This window comes from Sorangium sp. So ce367, assembly GCF_051520455.1.
GTDB classification, from domain to species: Bacteria; Myxococcota_A; Polyangia; order Polyangiales; family Polyangiaceae; genus Sorangium; species Sorangium cellulosum_B.
Map to the genome: position 1 here is coordinate 6,110,663 of NZ_CP150334.1, position 23,202 is coordinate 6,133,864.

The following is a 23,202-nucleotide window of genomic DNA, read 5'->3' on the forward strand; positions in this document are numbered from 1 at the left end:
CGACGCACCGCGGTCCTTCATGAGGCCTTCGGGACGCGAACAGCAGGGAAAGCATGGACTTCGTGGAGCTGGCGATGCTGCAGCGCCGCCGTGAAAGCTTGAGTTTTCATGGTGATACCGCCTGGACGGCCGATGAGCGCGGTGGGCGCCCGGTCCTCCAAGGCGGGCTCCGCGGGCAGGAGGCTGCCGGCGCGGGCTCGGCGGGCGTGACCTGCGTTCACAGCGCGCTGACGCATCGGCGCGGGGGCGCGCGCAGGCGCGCCGGACCGCCGACCGTCGGTCGCGGCTCGGGCGCGGGGGGTGGTGAACGGGGTGAGGTGGCACGAGGACCAGAGGACCAGGTGAGGAGGGGGGCTCCATGACGACGTGCGATCGAGAGCTTTGCCGATTGGAGGATGTGCTTGGCGCCAGCATGGCCGAGTCGAGGGCCATGCTGGCAGCGTTCGGCGTCCAGGTCGCACCGCTGCGGAGGCGCACCGCGAGCACGTACCTGGGGCGGGTGCTGGTCCACCCGTACAACCTGCTCGTCGTGGGGAGCGCGCTCCTCCTGAGCTTCATCGGCTGGAGCCCGCTGCTCCTGCTGCTCGGGCTCGGGGCGGAGCTCGTGATCCTGTGCGTCGTCCCCTGGCGCGGCTTCTTCCGGCGCAGCATCGACGCGCAGCTCGACGAGGTGGATCGGGCGGCCTGGTCGAGGGCGCGCGAGTCGTTGATCCGGCAGATGGACATCCGGCACCAGCAGGAGCTCGCGCGGCTCGACCGGCTGATCGATCGCACCCGCGAGAACATCCGGCGCCGCGGCGGATCGATCCCGCCCCTGCTCGACGAGGGCTTCGGCCTGAGCCGCCTCATCATGAGCTACATCCGCCTCGCGATCGCGCACAAGGCCGGCCAGGAGTCGCTCGCGATGACCAACCACGGCGAGCTCATGGACACGATCCGCTCGCTCGAGGCGGTCCGGAGCACGTCCGCGGGGCGGACCCGCGGGCTGTCCGAGCGGCGCCTCTCGATCGCCTACCGGCGCGCCGAGTGCTGGAGCCAGACCCGCGACGGGCTGGAGGTCGTGTCACAGAAGCTCGCCACCATCCTGGAGCTCATCCAGCTCATGCACGAGCAGTCGATGACGCCGGTGGATTCGCCCGCGACGTGCGTGGAGATCGACAGGTTCATGCGCGAGCTCGACGATCTCGACAACGGCGAGAGCACGCAGCGCGAGCTCGCGGAGCTCGACATGGACATGGACAGGGCGTTCGAGCTCGAGGAGCTCGAGACCGAGCACATCCAGCACAGCCGCCCCCCGATGCGCCTCGTCGCGCGTTGATCCCGCGCGTGACGCCTTGACCCCGCCGTCGCGCCGCGTGGCGCGCTGAGGACGTGCTCGCCGTTGCGGACGCTTTCAGGGGCGTGACCGGCGCACCGCCGCACCAGGACTGATCACCGGGACGCTGGCGCCTTCGCGAGGACCTCGGCGTTCTCGATCCACGCCGCGAAGACGGGCAGCTTGCTGCGCCGGGCGAGGACGAGGACCAGGAACGGCATGGCGCAGCTGAAGCGCCGCGGGGGTGACATCAGGCCAAAGGAACGCGACGGCGAGGGTGCCTTTGCGCCCCCGTCGTCGAGGCGAAAGCGGATGACCTGCTCGATAGGGCCCAGGCGGACGCGCCCGAGGGACGGACTCTCGAGCACGCGGTCGGCGAGCTCGCTTGAGCGGGCAGCGCACGCGATGTCGATCACCGGCATGAACAGGCCCTCGGCGGCGGAGAAGCGGGCGCGCGGGTGCGCGTCGTCTTCTTGAAGAAGGGAGAGCGCGCGGTTGATCGTGCGTCCTAGCGTCGATCCGGCGGGTAATGTGGCCACAATGATCCTGACCTCGGGCTCGGCCGCGTGGAGCTCGACGACGAACTGGTTGTATGCGGCGTCGATCTCCTCGTCCGAGAGGCCCACGAGCTCGGCGTCCGTGTAGCGGGGGAAATGCACGAGCGCCTGCGTTGCCCGCGACTGCCAGACGGATTCGGGCTCGTCCGGGCTCGACCACACGCCGAAGCAGGGGACCTGAACGCCGTGGTGAGATCGAGGGAATGGAGCGCGGGCCAGCGCAGGATCGAAGCGCGGGTGCATTGCGAAGCCGCTCCACAGGGCGATCCTGTCCGGGTCCGCGCCGGACGGCGCGCCCAGGGGCCAGTCCACGCCGAAGAGACGGCAGCTCTCCCGCTGGAGCGCCTCAGCCGAGCTCTCGGCAAGCGGCCCGGCCCAGGCGGCCCAGTACGCCGGGTCCAGGGTGCTCTCGTCGATCGGGCTTTCGCGCATGGCCTGCGCGAGCGGCGCCGCCGGCTCACCGGTCCCGGCAGGCGCGATCTCGAGGGGAGCCCCTGCCAGCGAGGCGAGCCTCTGCCACGCGATCGCGCTCACGCCGGTCCACACGAGGCTCACGCCCGGCCGGTGCTCGACGTCGAGGTGAGGGCAGACGCGCACATGCGCGTGGAGCGCGTCGTGGTGGCAGACGGCGAAGGCGGTGGGCGGCATGGCGACGAGGGCAATTTAATCGCGGACGCCTGCCTCGCGCCGAGCGAGCCCGCGCCGCCAGCGCCAGGAAGAAGCACGAGCCCGACGTTCCTGCCTGATCATCTCCCTTTCCCGCACGTCAGCCGCGCCCCCGGCGAGGCCGTCCGAGCCATGTAGCTTTCCCGGGCTACCGGACGGCGGGCTCGCGATTGCCGCGATTGCACACGCTCGCGGGACCGTGGGACCATCCTGTCACCATGGGTAAGGTCACCGCCCTCCATATGGACACCATCACCGAGAAATCAGGTCACCAGATGACCGGTATGGCGGTGAGCGTGTGTCTGACCCCGGCCGCGCCCAGCCCGTTGCCGATCCCCTACCCCACCATGGGCACGGTCTCGGAGGGGATCATCGACCCGTGCATGCGCACGAAGATCGAGGGCGCGAAGATCCTCACCGTCGGCGGCTGCATGAAGGCGTGCCACGGCAACGAGCCTGGCACGCTCAAGGAGGTCGTCAGCCTCAACACCGGCGGGCCTTGCTTCCCTTGGCTCGGCGCGCCGAACGTCATCATCGAGCTCGGCATGGCCGGCATCACCGGCAGCATGGGCCAGATGAACAAGAGCATCACCGTCGGCGCAGGCGCCAGCGCGAGCGGCGCAGGCGGGGGCGGCGGCGGTGGTGGGGGCGGCGGCGGCGGCGCCGGGGGCCCGGGCGGCGGCAGCCCGCAAGGCGGCGGCAACGGCGGCGGAGGCGGCGGCGGGAGCAACAGCGGCGCCGCGCCGCCGAGCCCGCCTGCGCCGCCGGGCGCCGAGGGCCAGGCGGCCGCGGGCCATCCGATCGACGTCGTGACCGGGACGCTGTTCACGATCCCGGCGGCCGACTTCACGCTGACCGGGTTCCTCTGGGTCCAGTGGATCCGCACCTACAGCACCTCGGCCGTGCGCCACCGCTGCGGCCTCGGGTGGGGCTGGTCGCACAGCCTCGCCTGGCGCGCCGAGCGCAACGGCGATCACCTCGTCCTCGTCGACGACCAGCAGCGCCGCACCGAGATGCAGCTGCCCGGGGCCGGTGAAGCGCTGCTCCTCCCCCACGGCCGGAAGGTGCACCTCGACGGCGACGCGATCGTCGTCGACCTCGGCGACGACCTCGTGCGGGTCCTCCGGCCCACCGCGGATCCGCGGGCGTACGCGCTCGCCGAGCTGCGCGACGCCTTCGGCAACGCGGCCACGATCGACTGGGATCAGGACGAGGTCGTGGCCATCACCGACTCGGTCGGCCGCCGCGCGGAGGTCTCCCGCGACGGGAACCTTCGCATCTGGTCCGTCGCCGTCGCGGACGAGGGCGGCAAGGAGCACCGCCGGCGCCTCGTGACCTACGAGCTCGACGGGCGCGGAGACCTCGTCCGGGTCATCGACGTGGGCGGCGCGGAGACCCGGTTCAGCTACGACGACGAGCACTACCTGCGCTCCGAGACGCGGGCCGACGGCGTCGTCTTCCATTTCGTGTACCAGGACGCGGGCGGCGAGCGGCGCTGCGTCGAGACCTGGGGTGAGCTGCCCGGCGGCGACCTCCTCGCCGCGCTCGGCGCCCCCGAGGCGCACGTGGCCGGCGGTCCCCGCGGCATCTTCCACACGCGCGTCGCGTACGGGCCCGAGCCCCACCAGACGACGGTGACGGACGCGCTCGGCCACGTGCATCGCTACCAGGGCAACGCGCTCGGCCTCGTCGAGCGCTACGTCGACCCGCGCGGCTACTCCATGCTGTTCACGTACGACGGGGTCGGGCGCCTCATCGCCGTCACCGACGGCGCCGGGGCCACGCAGCGACGCCGCCACGATCTCGCCGGACGGCTGATCTCCCTCAGCGACGGAGGCGGCACGGTCCGGTACCAGACGGACGAGGAGCGGCAGGGCGTCACCACCATCGCCCCGAACAGCCACCGCTCCACCGAGCGGCGCAGCCGGGGGCGCGTCGTCGAGATCGAGGACGCGCGCGGCAAGACGACGACCGAGTACGACGCGCGCGGCAAGAACACGAAGATCACGTACCCGAGCGGCCTTGTCGACACGCTCGAGTACGACGCGCACGGCAACCTCGTCCGCTACGCCCAGGGGGAGCGCGTGTGGACCTACGTGTACGATCTCCTGGGCATGCCCGTGCGCATCGAGTCGCCCGGCGGCGCGGCGACCACGCTCGAATACGACTCCTCGGGCAACATCGTCAGCGCCGTGGGGCCGAGCGGGCAACGCACCGAGCACGCCTTCGACGGGCTCGGGCTGTGCACGGCGACCTCGTACCCCGGCGGCGGCCGCGCGCACTACCGGTACGTGGCCAGCGCGCTCGTCGAGCAGGTGCTGCCGGACGGCTCGCGCTGGACCATGGGCTACGACGCGCTCCTCCGGCTGAGCTGGATGCAGAACGCCGCGGGCGAGCGGCGCTCGTTCGAGTACGACGCGGCCGGCAACCTCGTCCGCGAGACGACGTTCACGGGGCTCCAGTACCGCTACGAGTACGACGGCGCGGACCGGCTCGTGTCGATCCTCCGCCCCGACGAGTCGATCGTGCGGCTCTCGCGCGACGGCGCGGGCAACGTCGTCTCGCGGGAGTACTCGTCGGGCCTCGTCGAGCGCTTCGAGTACGACGCCCTGGGGCGCGTCGCGCGCGCGACGAACGGCGCCTGCACGACGGAGCTCGCGTACGACGAGCGCGGCGCGATCCTGCGGGACACCCAGACGTGCGGCGGCTTCAAGTTCGTCACGAGCTACGACTACGACGAGGGCGGCCAGCTCGTGGCGCGCCGGTACTCGTCCGGCTGGCGCGTGGCGCTGGAGCACGACGCGTACGGGCGGGTCGCCGCGATGGACGTCGGCCATCCGGACGCCGCCGAGCGCTTCGTCTTCGAGCGCGACGAGCAGGACGGCGAGCGCGCCCGCCGGCGCGACGGCGGCGCCGGCGCCATCCTGACCCGGCGCAACGCCGAGGGTTTCCCGGTGGAGATCCAGGTGGAGGGCGCGTCGGGTGGCGTCGTCCGCTCCCGCGCCTACCGCTGGCACCCGGTCGGGGCGCTGGCCTCCGTGATCGACAGCGAGCGCGGCGAGCGCCGCTACGAGCTCGACGCGCACGGGCGGCCCGCGGACGTCCGCGGGCTCGGCGCGACGGAGGCGTTCTCCTACTCGCCACACGGCACGGCGATCGCGCGGGGTGAAGCGTCGGTCGGCGCCGGCGGGCGGCCGCGCGCGGCGGGCGATCAGGCCCTCACCTGGGACCGGCTTGGCCGGCTCTCGGGCCGGGACGCGCCCGATCCGCGGCGCACGTGGCGGTACGCCTTCGACGAGAACGATCGGCTGACCGAGGCCGTGCGCGGCGACGGGCTGAAGATCCAGTACATCTACGACGCGCTCGGCCGCCGGGTGGCCGAGATCGTCGGCCAGGGGAGCACGTGGTTCGGCTGGGACGGCGACAGCATCGTCGAGGAGCGCTCCTCGGGCGGGCAGGTCACGCGCCGCGTCTTCGACGCGTCAGGTCACACGCCGCTGCTCGAGTCGCAAGGCGGCGCGGGCTTCCGCCTCGTGGCGACCGACGCCGCGGGGACGCCATGGCTCACCCTCGACGCGGCCGGCGAGATCACCGAGATCGATCTCACCACGTGGGGCGAGGTCGCCCACAAGCGCGGCGAGCCGGGCGCGCTCCGCTTCGCCGGGCAGCGCGCCGACGAGCTCACCGGCCTCCACTACAACCGGTACCGCTACTACGCGCCCGACCTGCGCGTGTTCATCTCGCCGGATCCCATCGGCCTCTCGGGCTCGCTGCAGGAGATCGGCTTCGTCCCGAACCCGACGCTCTTCATCGACCCGCTCGGGCTGCTCACGATCATCACGGCCTCGAACGATCCCAAGCTCCACAACGCGTACTACTCGCAGTACGCGGCGAAGTACCCGGGCGCGACGATCCTCAAGCCGAACCAGGTCGTGCCTGGCAGCCTCAAGGGGGAGACGGATGTCGTCGTCGACACCCACGGCTGGCCGGGCAGCGTCGAGTGGGCGGGGAAGAAGATCTCGGGGGCCCAGCTCGCGGACAAGCTGAACGCCGCCGGGTTCAACGGGAAAATGCCTGGAGCGCGCGTGGACGTCGTCACGTGCAACGGCGGGACGAAGCCGAACTTCATGGGCCGCAGCGTCGCCCAGGCGGTCGCGGACCGGACCGGCGCGACGACGTCCGGCGCGACAGCGAAGGGCGTCCCGGGCGTGGCCTCCGCCGGGCAGATGGGCAACGCGGGCGCCTCCGGCCTGGTCAGCGGGATGCCCACCGGCCTCGGATCCGGCAACGCCCCGGGCAACCTGCACGTCAACGGCGGCGGGCACCTGATCAAGGACATCAAGCCGCGCTGGTACACGTTCGGGCAGTGACGGGCGGCTCGCCGCTCAAGATGCGTCGGGGGTTGCGCCCTCCAGCGCCTCCGGCGCCTCGATCCAGGCTGCGAGCCGCACCTCGTCCTGCGGCGACGCGCCCAGGACGACGACGAGGAAGGGGCCGTTGCAGACGAAGGGGCGCTCGTACATATCGCCGCGCCCGAGGGTGATCGGCCCGGGCTCGCTCGGCGGGAGCGCGTCCCAGCCGAGGCGGAAGCGGACGGCATGGCGGGCGTCGCCGATCGGGGAACCGTCCCCGCCTGCGAGCGGCTTGCCGATGAGCTCCTCCTGGACACGGACTGCGCACAGGTCGAGCGGGGGAATCCTTAGCGCACAGTTCCAGTCGAACGGCTTCGCGCCGAACCATCGGCCGCGCCAGCTCCGCGACTTCCGCACAGACGCGACGACCTCCGCGACAGCCGCCCCGAGCGTCTCAGGGCGCGGGCATCGCGCGACCACGACCCGCTCATCGTCCTTGGCGTCGAGCTCGATCATGAAGTCATCCACGTCCCGGTAGCGATGGATCCGGAGCTGCGCCGCGGCCCTCGCCCACGTCACGTCGTCGACGTCCTTCCAGAGCCCGAAGACCGGCACGACACGCTCGCCGAAGAAGACACCCTCACGCTGGCTGGCGAAGGGCGACACGAACGACGGACGCACGAACGAGAACGCGTACGCTCCGAGGACGTCCCCGGGCGCGCGCTCCGGCAACGCGCCGTCAGGGACGGGGCCGAACCGGCGCGCGATCTCCTGCGCTACATGCCGGAGCGCTTCATCTGCTCTGCCGACGCGCGCGACCGACCACGGCGCCTCGGCGGCGTGCGGCGCGGCGACCGCCTCGCCACCTCGCTCCTCCAGAGGGAAGTCCGGGGAGAAGATCAGGTTCAGGCCTTCAGGGATGGGAGAGGACAGCGACGGCACGAGCACGGTCGCAGGGCTCACCACGGGCATGGGGTCACCTCGTCCTGATAACGCGTGAGATCCATCGGCGGTGCTGCCCCGCTTTCGTGCACATCTCCGGAGCGCGCTGAGCTGAGATGGACGCTCTATACCTGCGGCGCCACCGACGGCAAAGATGACCTCGTGCCCACCGCCACAGCGCCGGAGCGCTCGGCGGACCACGGCCGCCCCGCCGCCCAGGAAACGCGCACGTCGAGGTGTTCCCGGTCCGGCGCGGGGTGTATACCGCTCTCCTCCTCCCTCATCGCCGCGCCCGCGACGACCGTGGACCGAGCCATGCCGCTGCCCGATTTCCTCCCTGCGCTGCTTCGTCCGGAGCTCGCCGAGCTCCACGCCTACACCCCGGTCGCGGGGCACTTCCCTGTACGCCTCGACGCCAACGAGAGCCCGCCGCTGCTCTCGGCCGAGGCGCGGGGGGCCCTCGCGCGGGCCGCGGCGCCCGAGGACTGGGGCCGCTACCCCGACGCGCGCGCCCTCGATCTCCGCGAGGCCATCGCCGCCCACTGCGGCGCCGAGCCCGACGAGATCCTGGCCGGCGTCGGCTCCGACGAGGTGATCTCGATCGTGCTCACCGCGCTCACCCGCCCGCGGCAGGGCGCGGACGCGGCGAGCGTCGTCACGGTCAGCCCCACGTTCGTCATGTACAAGCTGAGCGCGCGCGCGCGCGGGATGCGCGTCGTCGAGGTCCCGCTCGACGCCGGCTGGGATCTCGACGTGGCGGGCCTCCGGCGCGCCGTCGACTTCGCGCACCCCAACGTCGTCTTCATCGCCTCGCCGAACAACCCGACGGGCGGGCTCATGTCGGAGGACCGCCTCGAGGCGGTCGTCGCCGCGGCGAGGGACGCCCTCGTGATCGTCGACGAGGCGTACATCGACTTTGCCCCGCGCAACCAGCTCGCCCTCCTGCGCAAGCACCCGAACGTCGCCGTGCTGCGGACGCTCTCGAAGATCGGCCTCGCGTCGCTGCGGATCGGCTGGCTCATCGGCGCCCGGGAGCTCGTGGCCGAGCTCGACAAGGTCCGCCAGCCGTACAACCTGCCCACCCCGTCGCAGCGCGCGGCCGCCTTCGCCCTGCGGGAGCTCGGCGGCGAGCTCCGCCGCGCCGCCGCCGCCGTGACGGCCGAGCGCGAGCGCCTCGCGGCCGGGCTCGCCGAGCTCGGCCTCTCGGTCGCGCCGAGCCACGCCAATTTCCTCTGGATCGGCACGCGCCGCCCTGCCGGCGAGGTCTTCGAGGCGCTCGCCGCGCGCGGCGTCCTCGTGCGCAGCTTCCACGCGGCGGGCGGGCGCCTCGCGCACCGGCTCCGCATCACCGTCGGCCTCCCGGAGGAGAACGATCGCCTCCTCGCCGAGATCGCCGCGTGCGCGTAGCCGTGCCGCTCTCCGCCGCGCGGCGCGCGCCGCGCGTGTTCCTCGCGACGTTCGCGGAGATCGCGGCGCACGCGGCGCTGACGGCGCTGACGGCGTTGGCGCCATTGACCGCGTTGACGTCCATTGCCGGCTGCGCCGCGCCCCGGGTCGCGCGCTCGATCGACGGCCAGATCATCGAGGGTCGTTACATCGCGGCGCACGCCTATGCGCTGTATGCGATCGGCGCCGAGGCCGAGGCACGCGGCGATCTCGCGACGGCGCTGGAGGCGTACGAGCTGGCGGAGGACGGAGACCCCGACAGCGCGGACATCTGGACGCGTATCGGGTCGGTGCGCTGCCGGCTCGGGCGCGGAGAGGCCGCGGGCGCCGCCTTCGAGCGCGCCCGCGCGATCGAGCCCGACTACGAGCCGGCCTACCGCGAGCAGGCGCGCTGCGATCTCTCGGCGGGGCGGCTCGAGGCGGCGCTCGGGCGGATCGATCGGGCGATCGTGCTCGATCCGGATCGTGACGACGGCGCCCTGCTCCGGGCCGAGATCCTGCGGCGGCTGGGCCGCACGGACGACGCGCGCCTCGCCTTGCGGGCGCTCGTCGTGCGGCGCCCTTGGTCGACAGAGGCGTGGCGCGCGCTGCACGCGGCGGCCATCGAGGCGGGCGATCGCGCGGTGGCCGAGCAGGCTGCGCGGCGCCTGCTGGAGCTGGCTGCGCCGGGGGCAGCCGTCCTGGGGCGGCGGACTCCGTCAGGGGGGCAGCTGGCCGAGGTCGACGAGGCGCTCGTCCTGGGCGAGCTCCGCCGCGCCCGCCGCCTGGCGCGCGACGCGGCTCTGACGCCCGCCGAGGTCGCGGTGCGCGCGGCCGCGCTGGGCCGCCTCGGCGAGGCCCGCGAGCAGGCCGAGCTCGTCTCGGCGGCCGATCCGGCGAGCGCCGAGGCGCTCGTGGCGCTCGCGGTGGCGGCCGACCTGAGCGGTGATCTCGACGCGCTGACGCGGGCCTGCGACGCCCTCGACCTGTCCGCGGCGGCGGGCGGCCCCACGGTGGCCCCCTCGCGGCTCGCCCGGCTCCTCTTTGCCGAGCTGCTCTTCCGTCGCGTCGGCCGCGACGCCGCGCTCACCTGGCTCGGCCCGCCGCTACCGCCCGCGCTCGGCGCCCCGGATGCGCTGTCCCAGGAGGTCGAGCGGCGCGTCCACCGAGAGCTCACGGGCGGCGCACCCTGATGGGCGCGTCAATGCCGCGTGCCCTCGCTGTGTACGTCAAGGCGAGGGCTTGGTGTGCGGCTTCTCCTTGTACTTCTTGAGGTCGAAGTTGAGCTCGAAATCGAGCGTGTTCTCGCCCTCCTTGATCTCGATCTCCCGCTTCACGTCCTGATCGATGGCCGGCAGCAGGGCGGCGGTGAGCACCTTGCCCACGGGGATGCCCTTGATCTCGTACTTGCCGTCGAGCCCGGTCACGTCGTGGGTCGCGAACTTGAGCACGAAGACCTCGGCCTTGAGGAACGGCTTCGGCAGCTTGTCCACGAGGTGGTAGTAGCCTGGCTGCGGCGGGTAGAACTTCACCGGATCGCCCTGGGGCACGGCGACGAGGACCGCCATGAAGGGGGCGCCCTCGAGGTTCGGCATGTACGGCTCCAGGGGATCGAGGTTCGCGACCTCGAGCCGCTGGCCGTAGGTCATGACCACCGTCCGCTTCGAGAACGCGCACCCGTGGATGGTCACCTTCTCCGCCTCTTCGCGCTCCGGCACGTAGCCGCTGTAGTTGACGACGGTGACGAGCGCGTCGGCGACCCCGTTCTGCTGTCCCACGCGGAACAGCCGACCGTAGGTCGCGGCGGCCTCGCCGCACTTGCCGATAGGGAAGCTGAGCCCTGTATCGGGCGGCGGGTCGCCCTTGATGGTGACGCGTCCTCGCAGCGTCCCCGTGGGCCCGCTGTACGGCGCCCGTCGCTTCGGGTTCATCACCTTCACGACGTCCTCGGAGGTCAGCGAGATCGCGTCCGCCTCACCCGCCCCGGCCTGCGCGCTCGCCGCCGCGCCGACGCTCGCGCTCGCCGCCGCGCCGACGCTCGCGCTCCCCGCTGCCGCCGGCGCCGCGCTCCCCGCGGCCATAGGCCCTGCGCTCCCTGCGGCCACAGGCGCCGCGCTCCCCGCCGGTGTCGCGCTCCCCGCGGTCGCGCCGCCGCTCGCGTTCCCTCCCTGACACCCCAGGGCCCCGAGCAGCGCGACGCACGCCGCTCGCATCCTTCCATCCCCCGCTCTTCTCTGCAGCTTCTCGCCGGTTCGCATCGGCGCCGACTTTAGCAACTCGCGCGCCCCGCGCAGCATCGCGGTTTCACGGCCGGACGAAGCGCGAGCGCCTCGATCGCCAGCGCTCCGTTGCCATACGAGTTGGCAGCGCTCTTCCAGGCCCGCACCCGCGTTGCCGAGCGGGGGTTCACCCGCACAGGAGACGGGCCCAGATCGGCGTTTTCGGCGCGCAGGCGCACTCCGGTGCGCTGAGCACCGAAAACGCCGAGGTGGGCCCGTATCCGAAGCGGGTGGGCCCCCGCTCTAACGAGAGGCGAGGACCGCGCGGACGGCGATCCCGAGCGAGGTCGTCGGCCAGATGCCGAGGACCATCACGAGCACCGCGGACACCACAAGGGCCGCGTTGACGTAGCCCGAGCGCATCGGCCGCGCGATCGGAGCGCCGGGGGCCGGCTCGCGCATGTACATGTACACGAGCACCCGCAGGTAATAGTAGGCCGACAGCACGCTGTTGAGGAGCAGCGCCACGGACAGCGTGTACAGCTCCGCGCCCATCGCCGCCTTGACGATGTAGAGCTTGCCGAAGAAGCCCGCGGTCGGCGGCACCCCGGCCAGCGACAGCAGGAAGAGCGAGAACGCGAGCGCCGCCACCGGGTGCCGCTTGCCGATCCCGGAGAGGTCCTCGTAGCTCACCGCCTCGGCCCCACGGCTGCCGCAGAGGATGAGCGTCCCGAAGGCGCCGACCGTCGAGACCGTGTAGGCGAGCAGGTAGAACATCACGCTCGCCTGCGCGTCCTCGCTCGCCCGCACCGTCGCCGCCACGCCCACGAGCAGGTACCCGGCGTGCGCGATGCTCGAGTACGCGAGCATCCGCTTCACCGACTCCTGCCGGCCCGCGATGAGGTTCGCGACCGTCATCGTGAGCAGCGCCATCACCGCCACGGCCGGCGGCCAGCCCGCGGCCCACGACGAGAGCGCCGGGCTACCGAACGCGCCGAGCAGCACCCGCAGGAGCGTCGCGAACGCCGCGCCCTTCACCGCCACCGCCATGAACGTCGTGGCCGGCGTCGGGGCGCCCTCGTACGCGTCCGGCGTCCACATGTGGAACGGCACCGCGCTCACCTTGAACGCGAGCCCGACGAGCACCAGCGTCGCCCCGATGAGCAGCAGCGCCGGGTTCGGCGCCGCCGCCCCCTTCGCGCCCGCGATGGCCTCGCCGATCCCCGCGAGGTCGGTGTGCCCCGTCGCCCCGTAGATCAGCGCGCCGCCGTACAGCAGCAGCGCGGCCGCGAACGAGCCGAGCAGGAAGTACTTGATCGCCGCCTCGGTGCTCCGCGGCGACGTCCGGCGGAACCCGGTCAGCGCGTACGCCCCGAGCGACATCGTCTCCAGGCCGAGGAAGAGCGTCAGCAGATCCCCCGCGCCGGCGAGGATGATCGCCCCGACCGTCGAGAAGGTCAGCAGCGGATAGAACTCCCCGCGATCGAGCCGGTGCTCCGGGAGGTACCCCCCGGCGAGCAACGCCGCGAGCGCGCCGCCCAGGCAGAGCACGAAGGAGAAGAACAGCGTGAAACGGTCCATGACCAGGTAGGGGGCGAGCGAGTCGAACCCCTCCAGCGTCTCGGGGCCGACGAACCCGACCGCGCCCGAGAACACCGCCCCGGCGAGGAGCGTGATCGCGGTCCCGAGCGCGATGTCGGACGAGGGGCCGGAGCGGCGATCGTGCGACTCCTCGCGGCGGTGCGAGAACGCCTCCGCGAGCATCAGCAGCGCGCCGCCGAGCGAGACGACGATGAGCGGCGATACCGCGATGTACGGTCCGAGGATCATCGCGCCGCCTCCCCCGCGCGCGCCGCGAGCGCGCCGTCTCCTCGGCGCGCGCCCCGATCGCGCCGAGCCTGCTCGTCTTCACCCGCCCCCGCCGCGCCCTCACCGGAGCCCAGCGAGGGGGCGCCCTTCAGGAAGGCGGGGGAGAACGTGTCCTCGGGCAGGAGCTTCGCGTTCCGTTCGTCCGCGAAGAGGATCGCCTGCCCGGAGACGACCTTGAACTGGTTGTAAGTAGACAGGACCGACTCCTTCATCCGATCGAGGAAGATCGCAGGGAACAGGCCGATCACGAAGATCATGAGGATCAGGGGAGCGAGCGCGAGGCCCTCGCGGGGCGTCACGTCGGGCAGGTGCTTGTTCTTCGGGTTCGTGAGCGGCCCGAAGAACATCTTCTGCACCACGCTCAGCATGTAGACGGCGGCGAGGATGACGCCCGCCGCGGCGCCGATCGTGTGGATCCCGCTGAACGTCCCGAGGCGCTCGGAGGCGTAGGTCCCCATGATGATCATGAACTCGCCGATGAACCCGTTCGTGCCGGGCACGCCGACGGAGGCGAAGGTCACGATCAGGAAGAGCGTCGCGTAGACCGGCATCACCTTGGCCAGGCCGCCGAACTCCGAGACCTCCCGGGTGTGCCGGCGGTCGTAGATCACGCCGACGAGGAGGAAGAGCGCGCCGGTGGAGACGCCGTGGTTCACCATCTGGATCACCGCGCCCTGGATCCCGCTCGGCGTGACGCCGAAGAGCCCGAGCATCACGTAGCCGAGGTGGGCGACCGACGAGTACGCCACGAGGCGCTTCACGTCGGACTGCTTCCAGGCGACGAGCGCGCCGTAGATCACCCCGCCGAGGATCGCGATGCCGGCCAGGTTGGCCGCGAGGCTGGAGGCCGGGCCGGGGAAGAGGCCCATCGAGAAGCGCAGGTACGCGTACGTCCCGATCTTCAGCATCACCGCGGCCAGGATCACCGAGCCGCCGGTCGGCGCCTGCACGTGGGCGTCCGGCAGCCACGTGTGCACCGGCCACATCGGCACCTTGATGAAGAACGCGATCGAGAACGCCCAGAAGCAGAGCATCTGCGCGCTCCGGGGCAGCACCACGCGCGACAGCGCGAGGTAATCGAACGTGTAGGCGCCCGTGAGCTTCTGGTTCGCCCACACAAGGTACACGATGCCCGCGAGCATCAGCATCGAGCCCGCCATCGTGTAGACGAAGAGCTTGATCGCCGCCTTGATCTTCTCGACGCCGCCCCAGATGCCGATCATCACGAACATCGGCACCAGCATCAGCTCCCAGAAGAGGAAGAACAGGAACAGGTCGAGCGCGACGAACGCGCCGAGCATCGCCCCCTGCAGGAACAGGAGGCAGAAGCAGAGCTCCTTGATCCGGCTCTTGATCGAGCCGAACGACGCGTACGCCGCGATGGGCGCGATGAACGTCGTCAGCAGGACGAGCCAGAGGCTGATGCCGTCGATGGCGACGTGCCACCGGATGCCCAGCGTCGGGATCCACTCCTTGATCGACTGGAAGTGCCAGCCCACGGTCATCGGCACGGTGAGCAGCCACAGCGAGGCGAGGAAGCCCGCGCCGAGCACGGCCAGCGTGAAGCCCCGGAGCAGCGAGAGCAGCTGCCGCGGCACGAACAGCACCGCGGCGGCGCCCACGAAGGGCAGCCCGATGAGCACGTTGAGCAGCGACGGCCACTCGTCCGTCGCTCCCGTCGCTCCCGCCGCCTCCGCCGCGGCGCCGGACGGCCAGAGCCACTGCACGAAGAGCACCGTGAGCGCCGCGATGAGCCCGAGGCCGGCGCGCTGCCACGGGGTGTACCCCGCGGCCGCGTGGGCCTCGCCGTGGTGGTCGTCGCCATGGTGGTCGTCACCGTGGCCGTCGTGGTGATCGTCGCCGGCGTGGGCGCCGTCGGCGCCCTGCCCGCCGCCCGGCGGGAGGATCGCCCCCACGACGCCGGCAGCGAGCGCCGGCCAGTACTGCGTTACGAGGTCGAGCGCGCTCATTGCAGGCCTCTCGGCTGGATCAGGTCATGGATCTGCTCCGCCGGGGTCGCCCCCGGGGGCAGCGCGGGCACGTCCGAGCCCAGCATGGTGGTCGGGCCCGCGGGGGTCTTGCGGCTCGCCGGCCTGGAGAACGAGAAGGTCTCGGTCGCCTCGCGGTCGAACGCGTTGCGCACGCGGAGGACGACGTCCTTGGTCTCGCCGGGCTCGAGCTTCACCGTGACGTCGGCCGCCTCGGAGAAGTCGCGCGCCGGCAGGCCGGGCGCCTCCCAGCGGTACCGGTAGCCGAGCCCCGGCGCCGCCGAGAGCCTCACCTCGCCGGACCGGCGCAGCTCCGCGTCGTCGACGTTCGCGTCCGCGTGCGGCTTGACGAGGAACCAGCCGACGCCGGCGAGGCCGACGACCATCGACGCGGCGTAGACCTGCACGCGGCCCGTCTGGAGCGCGCGCAGCACCGTGCCGAAGAACCCGACGAGCGCCGCGGAGAGCTTCGCGATGATGCCGTCGATGATCCACTTGTCGGCCATCGTGAAGATGTCGGCGATCGCGTCGACCATGCCCACCACCGTGGCGTTGTAGAGCTCGTCGATCCGCCACTTGTCGTAGATGAGCCGGTAGAGCCCCGGGACGCTCTCGGCGAAGCGCCGCTCGGGCTCGCCGCGCTTGTTCCAGTACACGAGCATGGCCAGGCCGATGCCGGTGAAGCAGGCCGCGACGCCGGGCAGCATCATCGGGAAGAGCAGCCCATCCACCCCCTCGCGCACCTTCACCGCCCGCTCCGTCAGCGAGAAGACCGGCTCGAGCAGGTGCGCGAGCGGCGCGAACGCGTGGTTGTGGGTGAGGTGCACGAGCGGCTCCGCCATGAGGAAGCCGGCGAAGACCGACAGCGCCCCGAGCACGATCAGCGGGATCGTCATCGGCAGCGGCGACTCGTGCGGCTCCGGGCCCTCGAGCTTCTCGCCGTGCGCGTGCCCGTGGTGATCGTCGTGGTGGCCGTGCGGGTGCGGGTCCTTCCAGCCGCGCACGATCGTCCAGCCGCGGAACTCGCCGTGGAACGTCTGGAAGTACGCGCGGAACATGTAGAACGCGGTCATCGTCGCGGCCAGGATGCCGACCCAGTAGATCGCCGGGCCGAGCCACTCGGGCCACTGCCACACCGGCTGCCCGCGCGTCGAGACGGACTCGATCCGGCCGGAGAAGGCGCGCCACAGGATCTCGTCCTTCGACCAGAACCCGGCGAACCCGGGGAAGCCCGCGATCGAGAGGCACGCGAGGAGGAAGGTCCAGCGCGTCAGCGGCATGTAGTTCTTGAGGCCGCCCATGTTGCGCATGTCCTGGGACTGGTCGGTGTCGTGGATGCGGGCGTGCATCGCGTGGATCACCGAGCCGGCCCCGAGGAAGAGGCAGGCCTTGAAGAAGGCGTGCGTGAGGACGTGGAAGAAGCCGGCGGCGAACGCGCCGACGCCCACGCCGATGAACATGAACCCGAGCTGGCTCACCGTGGAGTAGGCGAGCACCTTCTTCAGGTCGTTCTGGAAGAGCCCGATCGAGGCCGCGAACAGCGCCGTGGCCACGCCGGTCACCGCGACGACCGCCATCGCGAACGGCGACAGCACGAACACCGCCGAGAGCCGGGCCACGAGGTAGACGCCCGCGGTCACCATCGTCGCGGCGTGGATCAGGGCGGAGACCGGCGTCGGGCCGGCCATCGCGTCGGGCAGCCAGACGTAGAGCGGGATCTGCGCGCTCTTGCCGGCGCAGCCGAGGAACAGCGCGAGCGCGGCCAGCGTCCCCGCGTACACGAGCACCGGCTGCGACGGGATGAGGAAGCTCAGGAAGCCGGGCACGGTGTCGGCCGACATGTTGCCGATCGGCCAGATCTTCACCGCGGCGAGCAGGTTGCCCGCGTTCGCCGCAATGCCGTCGAAGTTCAGCGTGCCCGTGTAGTAGGCGAGCATCGCCATCGCCACGAGGAGGCCGAAGTCGCCGATGCGGTTCACGACGAACGCCTTCTTGCCGGCGCTCGCGTTCTTGTCGTCCTTGAACCAGAACCCGATCAGCAGGTAGCTGCACATGCCGACGCCCTCCCATCCCACGAAGAGGACGGCGAGGTTGTCGCCCATGATCAGCACGAGCATCGAGAAGATGAACAGGTTCAGGTACGCGAAGAACCTGTAGTACCCCGGGTCCTCGCGCATGTACGCGGACGAGTAGAGGTGGATGAGGAAGCCGACGCCGGTGACGACGAGGATCATCGTCCCGCTCAGGCCGTCGACGCTGAAGGCGGCGTCGATCGGGATCGACTGGCCCATCCGGCCGGTGATCGAGAACCAGCGCCAGGCCGTCCAGGTGAGCTTGCCGCCCTCGTGCGGCAGCATCAGGAACGTCGTGACGGCCGCCAGGAAGGCGCCGCCGAGCGCGGCGAGCGCCATCAGCCGGACCGCGTCCTTGCCGAGGCGCTTGCCGAAGAGGCCGTTCACGAACGCGCCGAGCGCCGGCAGGCCCAGGATGACCGCGAGCAGCGCGAACTCGGACGCGGGGAATAAGACTCTCAGGGCTTCCACGCTAACTCCTCAGGAGATCGGCGTCGTCCGAGCGCATCGTCTTCCGGATGCGGTAGAACGCGAGCACGATCGCGAGACCGACTGCGGCTTCCGCCGCCGCGATGGCGATGACGAAGAAGGTGAAGATCTGCCCGGCGTGATCGTGCGGGTGCACCCGGTTGTACGCGACGAGCGTGAGGTTCACGGCGTTGAGCATCAGCTCGATGCTCATCAGGAGGACGAGGAGGTTCCTGCGCAGCAGGAAGCCGATCGACCCGATCACGAACAGCACCGCCGCGACGACGAGGTAGTACTCGATGGGGACGGAGATCATCAGTGCGGCTCCTTCGCCGACAGGGTGGCGTGTCCCGCGAGGGCGCCCGGCTGCGCAGCCCCCTGATCGCCCGGCTCCGGCGACGCGGTGTCCGCGCCTTCGCCGGCGGGCAGCAGCGTCGGGTCGACCTGCTTGCCGCGGGCGACGGCGACGGCGCCGATCACGGCGACGAGGAGCAGCGCGCCCGAGAGCTCGAACGGCACGATCCCCTTCGTGAAGAGCTCGTGCCCGAGCGCCTCGATGGTCCCGAGCGACTCGGGGGCGGCCGGGACGGCCAAGACCCCGGGCTTCGACGCGCTCGCGACCAGGGCGAGCGCGCCGATGCTGCTCGCCCCGAGGACGCCGGCGCCCACGTAGCGCGGCACCGCGGTGCGGGCGTCGCGCGGCGACGTCGCCGACGGGCCGAGGAGCATGATCACGAAGAGGAAGAGGATGACGATCGCGCCCGCGTACACGAGGATCTGGATCGCGGCGAGGAACTCCGCCGAGAGCATCAGGTAGAGCCCCGCGATGCCGACGATCGACGTGAGCAGGCCCATCGCGCCGCGGATCGGGTTCCTGGCCGCGACCGTGGCCAGGCCGCCGAGCAGGACGAGCAGCGACGCCAGCCCGAAGAAGGCGAACTCGAAGATTTTCACGGCGTAAGCACCCCTGTCGACGAGCGGCCCTTGGTCTGGATGTACGCCTCGAACTCCTTGCGGAACTTCCGGAGGAAGCCGAGCGCGGGCATCGCCGTGCCCTCGCCGAAGGCGCAGATGGTGTTGCCCATGATGTTGTCGGCGATCTCGTGCAGCCGATCGAGCTCCTCGATCGTCCCCTCGCCGTGCACGATGCGATCGAGGATCCGGTGGATCCAGGCGCTGCCCTCGCGGCACGGCGTGCACTGGCCGCACGACTCGTGGCGGTAGAACCGCATCAGGTTGTGCATCGCGAGGACGGGGCACGCCTTGTCGCTCAGCACGATGGCGCAGCAGGTCCCGAGCATCGTCCCGAGCGCGCGGAACGTGTCCACGCCGAGCGGCACGTCGAGCACGCTCTGGCCGTGCCACGGGTGGAGCGGCGACTTGTCGCTCGGCGCGTTGACGACCTCGTCGGCGCGCAGGATCGGGCACGACGAGCCGCCCGGGATGACGGCGAGGAGCTTGCCGTGCTTCACGCCGCCGCCGTACTCGTAGATGAGGTCGCGGAGCGTGACCCCGACGGCCGCCTCGAAGATCCCGGGGTTGTTCACGTGGCCGCTCACGCCGAAGAGCCGGCAGCCGCCGTCCTTCAGGTGGTGCAGCGAGGAGAGCTTCGAGAAGTTCTCCCCCCCGAGCTCGAGCGCCGTGGGCACGGCCGCGATCGTCTCCAGGTTGTTCACGGTCGTGGGCATCCCGAACGCGCCGAACTGGGCGGGGAACGGCGGCTTGAGCCGCGGCTCGCCGCGCTTGCCCTCGAGCGAGTTGAGGAGCGACGTCTCCTCGCCGCAGATGTACGCGCCGGCGCCGGTGTGGACGTAGACCTCGACGGGGTAGTCGATCCCGAACGGGCGCTTGCCGAGGTAGCCCTTCGCGCGCGCCTCCTCGATCGCCCCCCAGAGCCGCGCCTTCGAGAGGTGCAGCTCGTCGCGCACGTAGATGTACGCGGCGTGGGCGCCGATCCCGAAGCACCCGATGATGCACCCCTCGACGACGGCGTGAGGGTTCTTCTCCATCAGGGTGCGGTCCTTGAAGGTGCCGGGCTCGCCCTCGTCCGCGTTGATGACGAGGTAGTGCGGCCGCTCGGGCTTCGGGGGCCACGGCATGAAGCTCCACTTCACGCCCATCGCGAAGCCGGCGCCGCCGCGGCCGCGGATGTTCGCCGCCTTCATCTCCTCGACGAGCGCCTCGCGCGTCATCCCGAGGGCGCGCTTCGCCTGCTGGTAGCCGCCGCCCTTCTCGTAGACGGCGAGCTTGTGGCCGTCGGGCGTGTCGTAGTTCTTGGTCAGATAGCGCGTCAGCCGGAGCATCTCGTCACCTCGTCAACCGATCGAGGATCGCGTCCACCTTCTCGAGCGTGAGGCCCTCGTGGTAGTCGCGATCGACCTGCATCATCGGGGCGGTGCCGCACGAGGCGAGGCACTCTGCGGTGCGCAGGGTGATCTTCCCGTCCTTCGTGGTCTCGCCGGCGTGGATCCCGAGCCGCTTCTCGCAGTGGTGGAGCACCTGATCCGCGCCGTTGAGCGCGCAGCTCAGCGTGCGGCACACCCAGACCTGGTGCTTGCCGACCGGCTCCTTGTTGAAGAGCGTGTAGAAGGTCGCGACCCCCTGGACGTGCGCCGCCGAGAGGCCGAGCTGCTCGGCGACCCAGCGGAGCACCCGCTCGGAGACCCACCCCTCCTGTTCCTGGCAGAGGTGGAGCACGGGGATGCACGCGGCCTGGCGGTTCGGGTAGCGCGCGAGGATCTTCTCGAACTCGGTTCGCCGCTCGGCGGTCAGAGCAAATTGTTCGGTCATGTCGGCTGTTGGCACGGTCCGCTGGCTCCCTGGGCGCGCCGCGCTCGCGGCGTGCCCGCTTCCACATGCAGTCGGGACCCCGCAACGCGGGTCCCTTTCAACGAGGGTCCGCCCGGCAGACCGGGCGCTACCTCGTGCGCCTCCGATCTGGAGGCGCCTGCCGGAGGCGGACAGCCCCGCGCACCGGCGGCCGGGCATTCGGTTGTCCGTCGTACGGAGCCGTCCCGAGGCGCGGGCACGCTAGTGAGCGACGGTGGTCACTGTCAAGGCGCGCCGGGGGGAAACATAAAGCGGACCACACAAAGCCTGCCGCTGCCCAGAAACCGGACGGCTCCCCCCGAGGTGCCCGTGCCCTCGATCGTTCTCCTAGTCGTGGTCGTGTAGTCGTGTAGTCGTGCTCGTGGTCGTGGACGTGGACCCGGGCCCCCCGCCTGGACCCCCCTCCCGTCCCCGTCCCCCGCCTGGAGCACGTGGCCACGCGGTACTCCCTGGGTTTTCTGACGAAGACCGCGTAGCCTGCCGAGAAGTCCGCAGCGTTCTTCGTCTTTCACTTGAGAACCGGAACGCGCTTCAACTACCCTCGGCGCCCATTACGACGCGCAGGGGCGCGGACATCCGTAACAGCGAATCCCCCGCCGGAGGTGGTGCGTGTTCTGTCCGAATTGTGGGACGCAAAACTCGGAAACGGCGTCCACGTGCACGAAGTGCGGCTACAACCTGAAGAGCGCGGCCGCGCCGAAGTTCAAGGGCACCATGCTGATGAGTCAGCCGTCCTCCGGGGCGGGCGCGGCGGGACCGCGCGCGCCGGGGGCGCCTCCGCCTCCGGCGCCTCCTGCCGGAGCGCCGCCGGGCATGGCCGCGATCCCGAGCCCGCCGCAGGGCCTCGCCGGCACGGTGGTCGGCGTCCCGCCGGCGGGGCTCGGCGCTTCGGCGGGGCCTCTCCCTGCCCCGCCGCCTCCCGGGATGGGCTACGGCTCGCCGTCCCCCGGCGGACAGCAGCCGTCTGGCCCGGCCTTCGGCGGCGCGGCCGCGAGCCCGTCGGGCGGCTATGCGCCGTTCGGCCAGCAGCCCCAGGGCGTGAACCCGCTCGGCGGCACCATGGCGATCGACCAGCTGCCCGGGTACGGCGCCCCGGGCCAGCCGCCCGGCGGCATGGGCGGGGCCGCAGGCGCGCCGCCCGGCGCGTTTCCTCCGCCCGGTGGCTACGGCCAGCCCCCTCAGGGCGGCTACGGGCAGCCCCCGCAGGGCGGCCCGGGTGGGAATCCGTTCGGACCGCCCCCGGGCCAGGACCCGATGGGCGGCCTCGGCGGCGCGCCTCCCGGCTACGGGCAGCCGCCCGGTTACGGACAGCCGCCTGGTTACGGGCAGCCTCCTGGCTACGGGCAGCCGCCTGGCGGCGCGCCTCCCGGCTACGGGCAGCCTCCGCAGCACGGCGCCAGCGGATACGGGCCGCCTCCGGGCCAGGACCCGATGGGCGGCGGTTACGGCAGCCCCCCGGGCGGCAGCTACGGCAGCCCTCCGGGCGGCGGCTACGGCGGGTCGCCGGCTGGCGGCTATGGCAGCCCTCCGGGCGGCGGCTACGGCGGGTCGCCCGGCGGCAGCTACGGCAGCCCTCCGGGCGTGAGCGATCCCGGCTACGGCGGCTCGCCCGGCGGTGCTCAGATGTCGGCGCCCGGTCAGTTCGGCCAGGCGGCCAGCAACCTGGGCGTGTACGGCGGCGGCGGCTCGATGGCCCCGGGCGCGAAGGGTGAGATCCGCAATCCGGTCACGGTGTGCGTGATCGGGATGGTCTGCTTCCTCTACGCCCTCTGGCAGATGTGGGCGATGCTGAACGAGCTCCAGCAGGCGACGAAGGACCCCGAGTTCAAGCCCTGGTACCTCTTCGTCCCGTTCCTCAACTACTACTTCCTGTGGGTGAAGGTGCCGGAGCAGGTGACCCGGGCCAAGCAGATGGCCGGCTCGCGCAACCAGCAGGCCGAGGGCATCGTGCTCTACGTCTTCCTGCCGCTCTACGCCCTCGCGAAGGACCTCAACGAGGTCTGGGACCCGAACGCCGCCTGATCCGCGCCGCGGTCCTCCGCCGTGTCGCCGTCCAGCTCGACCGAAGCCCGTTCGCCCGCTCCGTCGGCCCTGTCCCGATGGAGCGCGGCGCACGTGCGCGGCCGCGCTGCGCGCCTGGGCACGGTGGCGGCGGTGCTCGGGCTCCTCGTCGCGTGCGGCGCCCCGCTCTGCCCGTTCGCGATCGTCACCCGCCACCCCTGCCCCGGCTGCGGCCTCACGCGCGCGACGCTCGCCCTCGCGCAGGGCCACCTGGCCGACGCGCTGCGGCTCCACCCTCTCTCCCCGGTCATGGCGCCGCTCGTGATCGCCGCGCTCGCGTACAACGCGGCGATCTACGTGAAGGACGGCCGCATCGCGGCCGCCGAAGGGATGAAGGGCGCGTGGATCACGCGGCTCGGCATCGCGCTGGCGGTCCTGATGCTCGCCGTCTGGATCGCGCGCTTCCTCGGCGCGTTCGGCGGCCCCGTGCCGGTCTAGC

General features: G+C 71.7%; 16 protein-coding genes. 6 read left to right on the forward strand and 10 right to left on the reverse strand.

The genetic code is table 11. The annotated features are described in order from the left end of the window. Positions 1–430: 430 nt before the first annotated feature. On the forward strand, positions 431–1,318 hold the full coding sequence (locus WME97_RS23175) for a hypothetical protein (RefSeq protein WP_437554925.1): 888 nt from the start codon (positions 431–433) through the stop codon (positions 1,316–1,318). A 113-nt stretch (positions 1,319–1,431) separates the two neighbouring features. Here the strand turns inward: WME97_RS23175 and WME97_RS23180 are convergent, their stop codons facing one another. After that, positions 1,432–2,520, reverse strand: a complete 1,089-nt coding sequence (locus WME97_RS23180; RefSeq protein ID WP_437554926.1) for a hypothetical protein — start codon at positions 2,518–2,520, stop codon at positions 1,432–1,434. Positions 2,521–2,756: 236 nt separating this feature from the next. On the opposite strand from WME97_RS23180, the gene WME97_RS23185 reads away from it, so the two are divergent. Continuing rightward, positions 2,757–6,908 (forward strand): PAAR-like domain-containing protein, encoded by a 4,152-nt coding sequence (locus WME97_RS23185; RefSeq protein ID WP_437554927.1) that lies wholly within the window; start codon positions 2,757–2,759, stop codon positions 6,906–6,908. Positions 6,909–6,923: 15 nt separating this feature from the next. On the opposite strand, the gene WME97_RS23190 is transcribed toward WME97_RS23185, so the two are convergent. Then, positions 6,924–7,862, reverse strand: a complete 939-nt coding sequence (locus WME97_RS23190) for a hypothetical protein (protein ID WP_437554928.1) — start codon at positions 7,860–7,862, stop codon at positions 6,924–6,926. A 285-nt stretch (positions 7,863–8,147) separates the two neighbouring features. Between WME97_RS23190 and hisC the strand changes: the two genes are divergently transcribed. Both hisC and WME97_RS23200 read left to right on the forward strand, forming a co-directional pair. Next, entirely contained in the window at positions 8,148–9,239 is a 1,092-nt protein-coding gene (gene hisC, locus WME97_RS23195) for a histidinol-phosphate transaminase (protein ID WP_437554929.1), read from the forward strand. Next, positions 9,230–10,450: a tetratricopeptide repeat protein gene (locus WME97_RS23200; protein ID WP_437554930.1), complete on the forward strand. Its 1,221-nt coding sequence runs from the start codon at positions 9,230–9,232 to the stop codon at positions 10,448–10,450. The genes hisC and WME97_RS23200 overlap by 10 nt, the downstream gene beginning before the upstream one ends. 36 nt (positions 10,451–10,486) lie before the next feature. On the opposite strand, the gene WME97_RS23205 is transcribed toward WME97_RS23200, so the two are convergent. From WME97_RS23205 to nuoE, 8 genes are all read right to left on the reverse strand, one after another. Further along, a complete protein-coding gene (locus WME97_RS23205; RefSeq protein WP_437554931.1) occupies positions 10,487–11,470 on the reverse strand; it encodes a hypothetical protein in 984 nt (327 codons plus the stop codon). A 309-nt stretch (positions 11,471–11,779) separates the two neighbouring features. Beyond that, a complete protein-coding gene (locus WME97_RS23210) occupies positions 11,780–13,306 on the reverse strand; it encodes an NADH-quinone oxidoreductase subunit N (RefSeq protein WP_437554932.1) in 1,527 nt (508 codons plus the stop codon). Next, complete coding sequence (locus WME97_RS23215) at positions 13,303–15,315, reverse strand: complex I subunit 4 family protein (RefSeq protein ID WP_437554933.1); 2,013 nt, start codon at positions 15,313–15,315, stop codon at positions 13,303–13,305. Before WME97_RS23215 ends, WME97_RS23210 begins: the two co-directional genes overlap by 4 nt. After that, positions 15,312–17,876 carry an NADH-quinone oxidoreductase subunit L gene (gene nuoL / locus WME97_RS23220; protein ID WP_437554934.1) on the reverse strand — a complete coding sequence of 855 codons (2,565 nt, stop codon included), beginning with the start codon at positions 17,874–17,876 and terminating at the stop codon, positions 15,312–15,314. Before nuoL ends, WME97_RS23215 begins: the two co-directional genes overlap by 4 nt. 1 nt (position 17,877) lies before the next feature. After that, positions 17,878–18,189, reverse strand: a complete 312-nt coding sequence (gene nuoK / locus WME97_RS23225) for an NADH-quinone oxidoreductase subunit NuoK (protein ID WP_272093012.1) — start codon at positions 18,187–18,189, stop codon at positions 17,878–17,880. Next, the gene (locus WME97_RS23230) at positions 18,189–18,827 is read right to left on the reverse strand and encodes an NADH-quinone oxidoreductase subunit J family protein (RefSeq protein ID WP_437554935.1); all 639 of its coding nucleotides are present in this window, start codon (positions 18,825–18,827) and stop codon (positions 18,189–18,191) included. Before WME97_RS23230 ends, nuoK begins: the two co-directional genes overlap by 1 nt. Beyond that, the gene (gene nuoF, locus WME97_RS23235; protein WP_437554936.1) at positions 18,824–20,176 is read right to left on the reverse strand and encodes an NADH-quinone oxidoreductase subunit NuoF; all 1,353 of its coding nucleotides are present in this window, start codon (positions 20,174–20,176) and stop codon (positions 18,824–18,826) included. The genes WME97_RS23230 and nuoF overlap by 4 nt, the downstream gene beginning before the upstream one ends. 4 nt (positions 20,177–20,180) lie before the next feature. Next, on the reverse strand, positions 20,181–20,663 hold the full coding sequence (nuoE, locus tag WME97_RS23240) for an NADH-quinone oxidoreductase subunit NuoE (RefSeq protein WP_044965469.1): 483 nt from the start codon (positions 20,661–20,663) through the stop codon (positions 20,181–20,183). 648 nt (positions 20,664–21,311) lie between these two features. Here nuoE and WME97_RS23245 point away from each other — a divergent pair. Continuing rightward, a complete protein-coding gene (locus WME97_RS23245; RefSeq protein WP_437554937.1) occupies positions 21,312–22,724 on the forward strand; it encodes a zinc ribbon domain-containing protein in 1,413 nt (470 codons plus the stop codon). A gap of 93 nt (positions 22,725–22,817) precedes the next feature. Next, positions 22,818–23,201 carry a DUF2752 domain-containing protein gene (locus WME97_RS23250; protein WP_437554938.1) on the forward strand — a complete coding sequence of 128 codons (384 nt, stop codon included), beginning with the start codon at positions 22,818–22,820 and terminating at the stop codon, positions 23,199–23,201. Position 23,202 lies beyond the last annotated feature (1 nt).

Coding starts and splice junctions, on each gene's coding strand:
- WME97_RS23185 (WP_437554927.1), top strand. CDS start 2,757: ATGGGTAAGGTCACCGCCCTCCATATGGACACCATCACCGAGAAATCA.
- WME97_RS23215 (WP_437554933.1), bottom strand. CDS start 15,315: ATGAGCGCGCTCGACCTCGTAACGCAGTACTGGCCGGCGCTCGCTGCC.
- nuoK (WP_272093012.1), bottom strand. CDS start 18,189: ATGATCTCCGTCCCCATCGAGTACTACCTCGTCGTCGCGGCGGTGCTG.
- hisC (WP_437554929.1), top strand. CDS start 8,148: ATGCCGCTGCCCGATTTCCTCCCTGCGCTGCTTCGTCCGGAGCTCGCC.
- WME97_RS23190 (WP_437554928.1), bottom strand. CDS start 7,862: ATGCCCGTGGTGAGCCCTGCGACCGTGCTCGTGCCGTCGCTGTCCTCT.
- WME97_RS23210 (WP_437554932.1), bottom strand. CDS start 13,306: ATGATCCTCGGACCGTACATCGCGGTATCGCCGCTCATCGTCGTCTCG.
- nuoF (WP_437554936.1), bottom strand. CDS start 20,176: ATGCTCCGGCTGACGCGCTATCTGACCAAGAACTACGACACGCCCGAC.
- WME97_RS23180 (WP_437554926.1), bottom strand. CDS start 2,520: ATGCCGCCCACCGCCTTCGCCGTCTGCCACCACGACGCGCTCCACGCG.
- WME97_RS23175 (WP_437554925.1), top strand. CDS start 431: ATGCTGGCAGCGTTCGGCGTCCAGGTCGCACCGCTGCGGAGGCGCACC.
- WME97_RS23205 (WP_437554931.1), bottom strand. CDS start 11,470: ATGCGAGCGGCGTGCGTCGCGCTGCTCGGGGCCCTGGGGTGTCAGGGA.
- nuoE (WP_044965469.1), bottom strand. CDS start 20,663: ATGACCGAACAATTTGCTCTGACCGCCGAGCGGCGAACCGAGTTCGAG.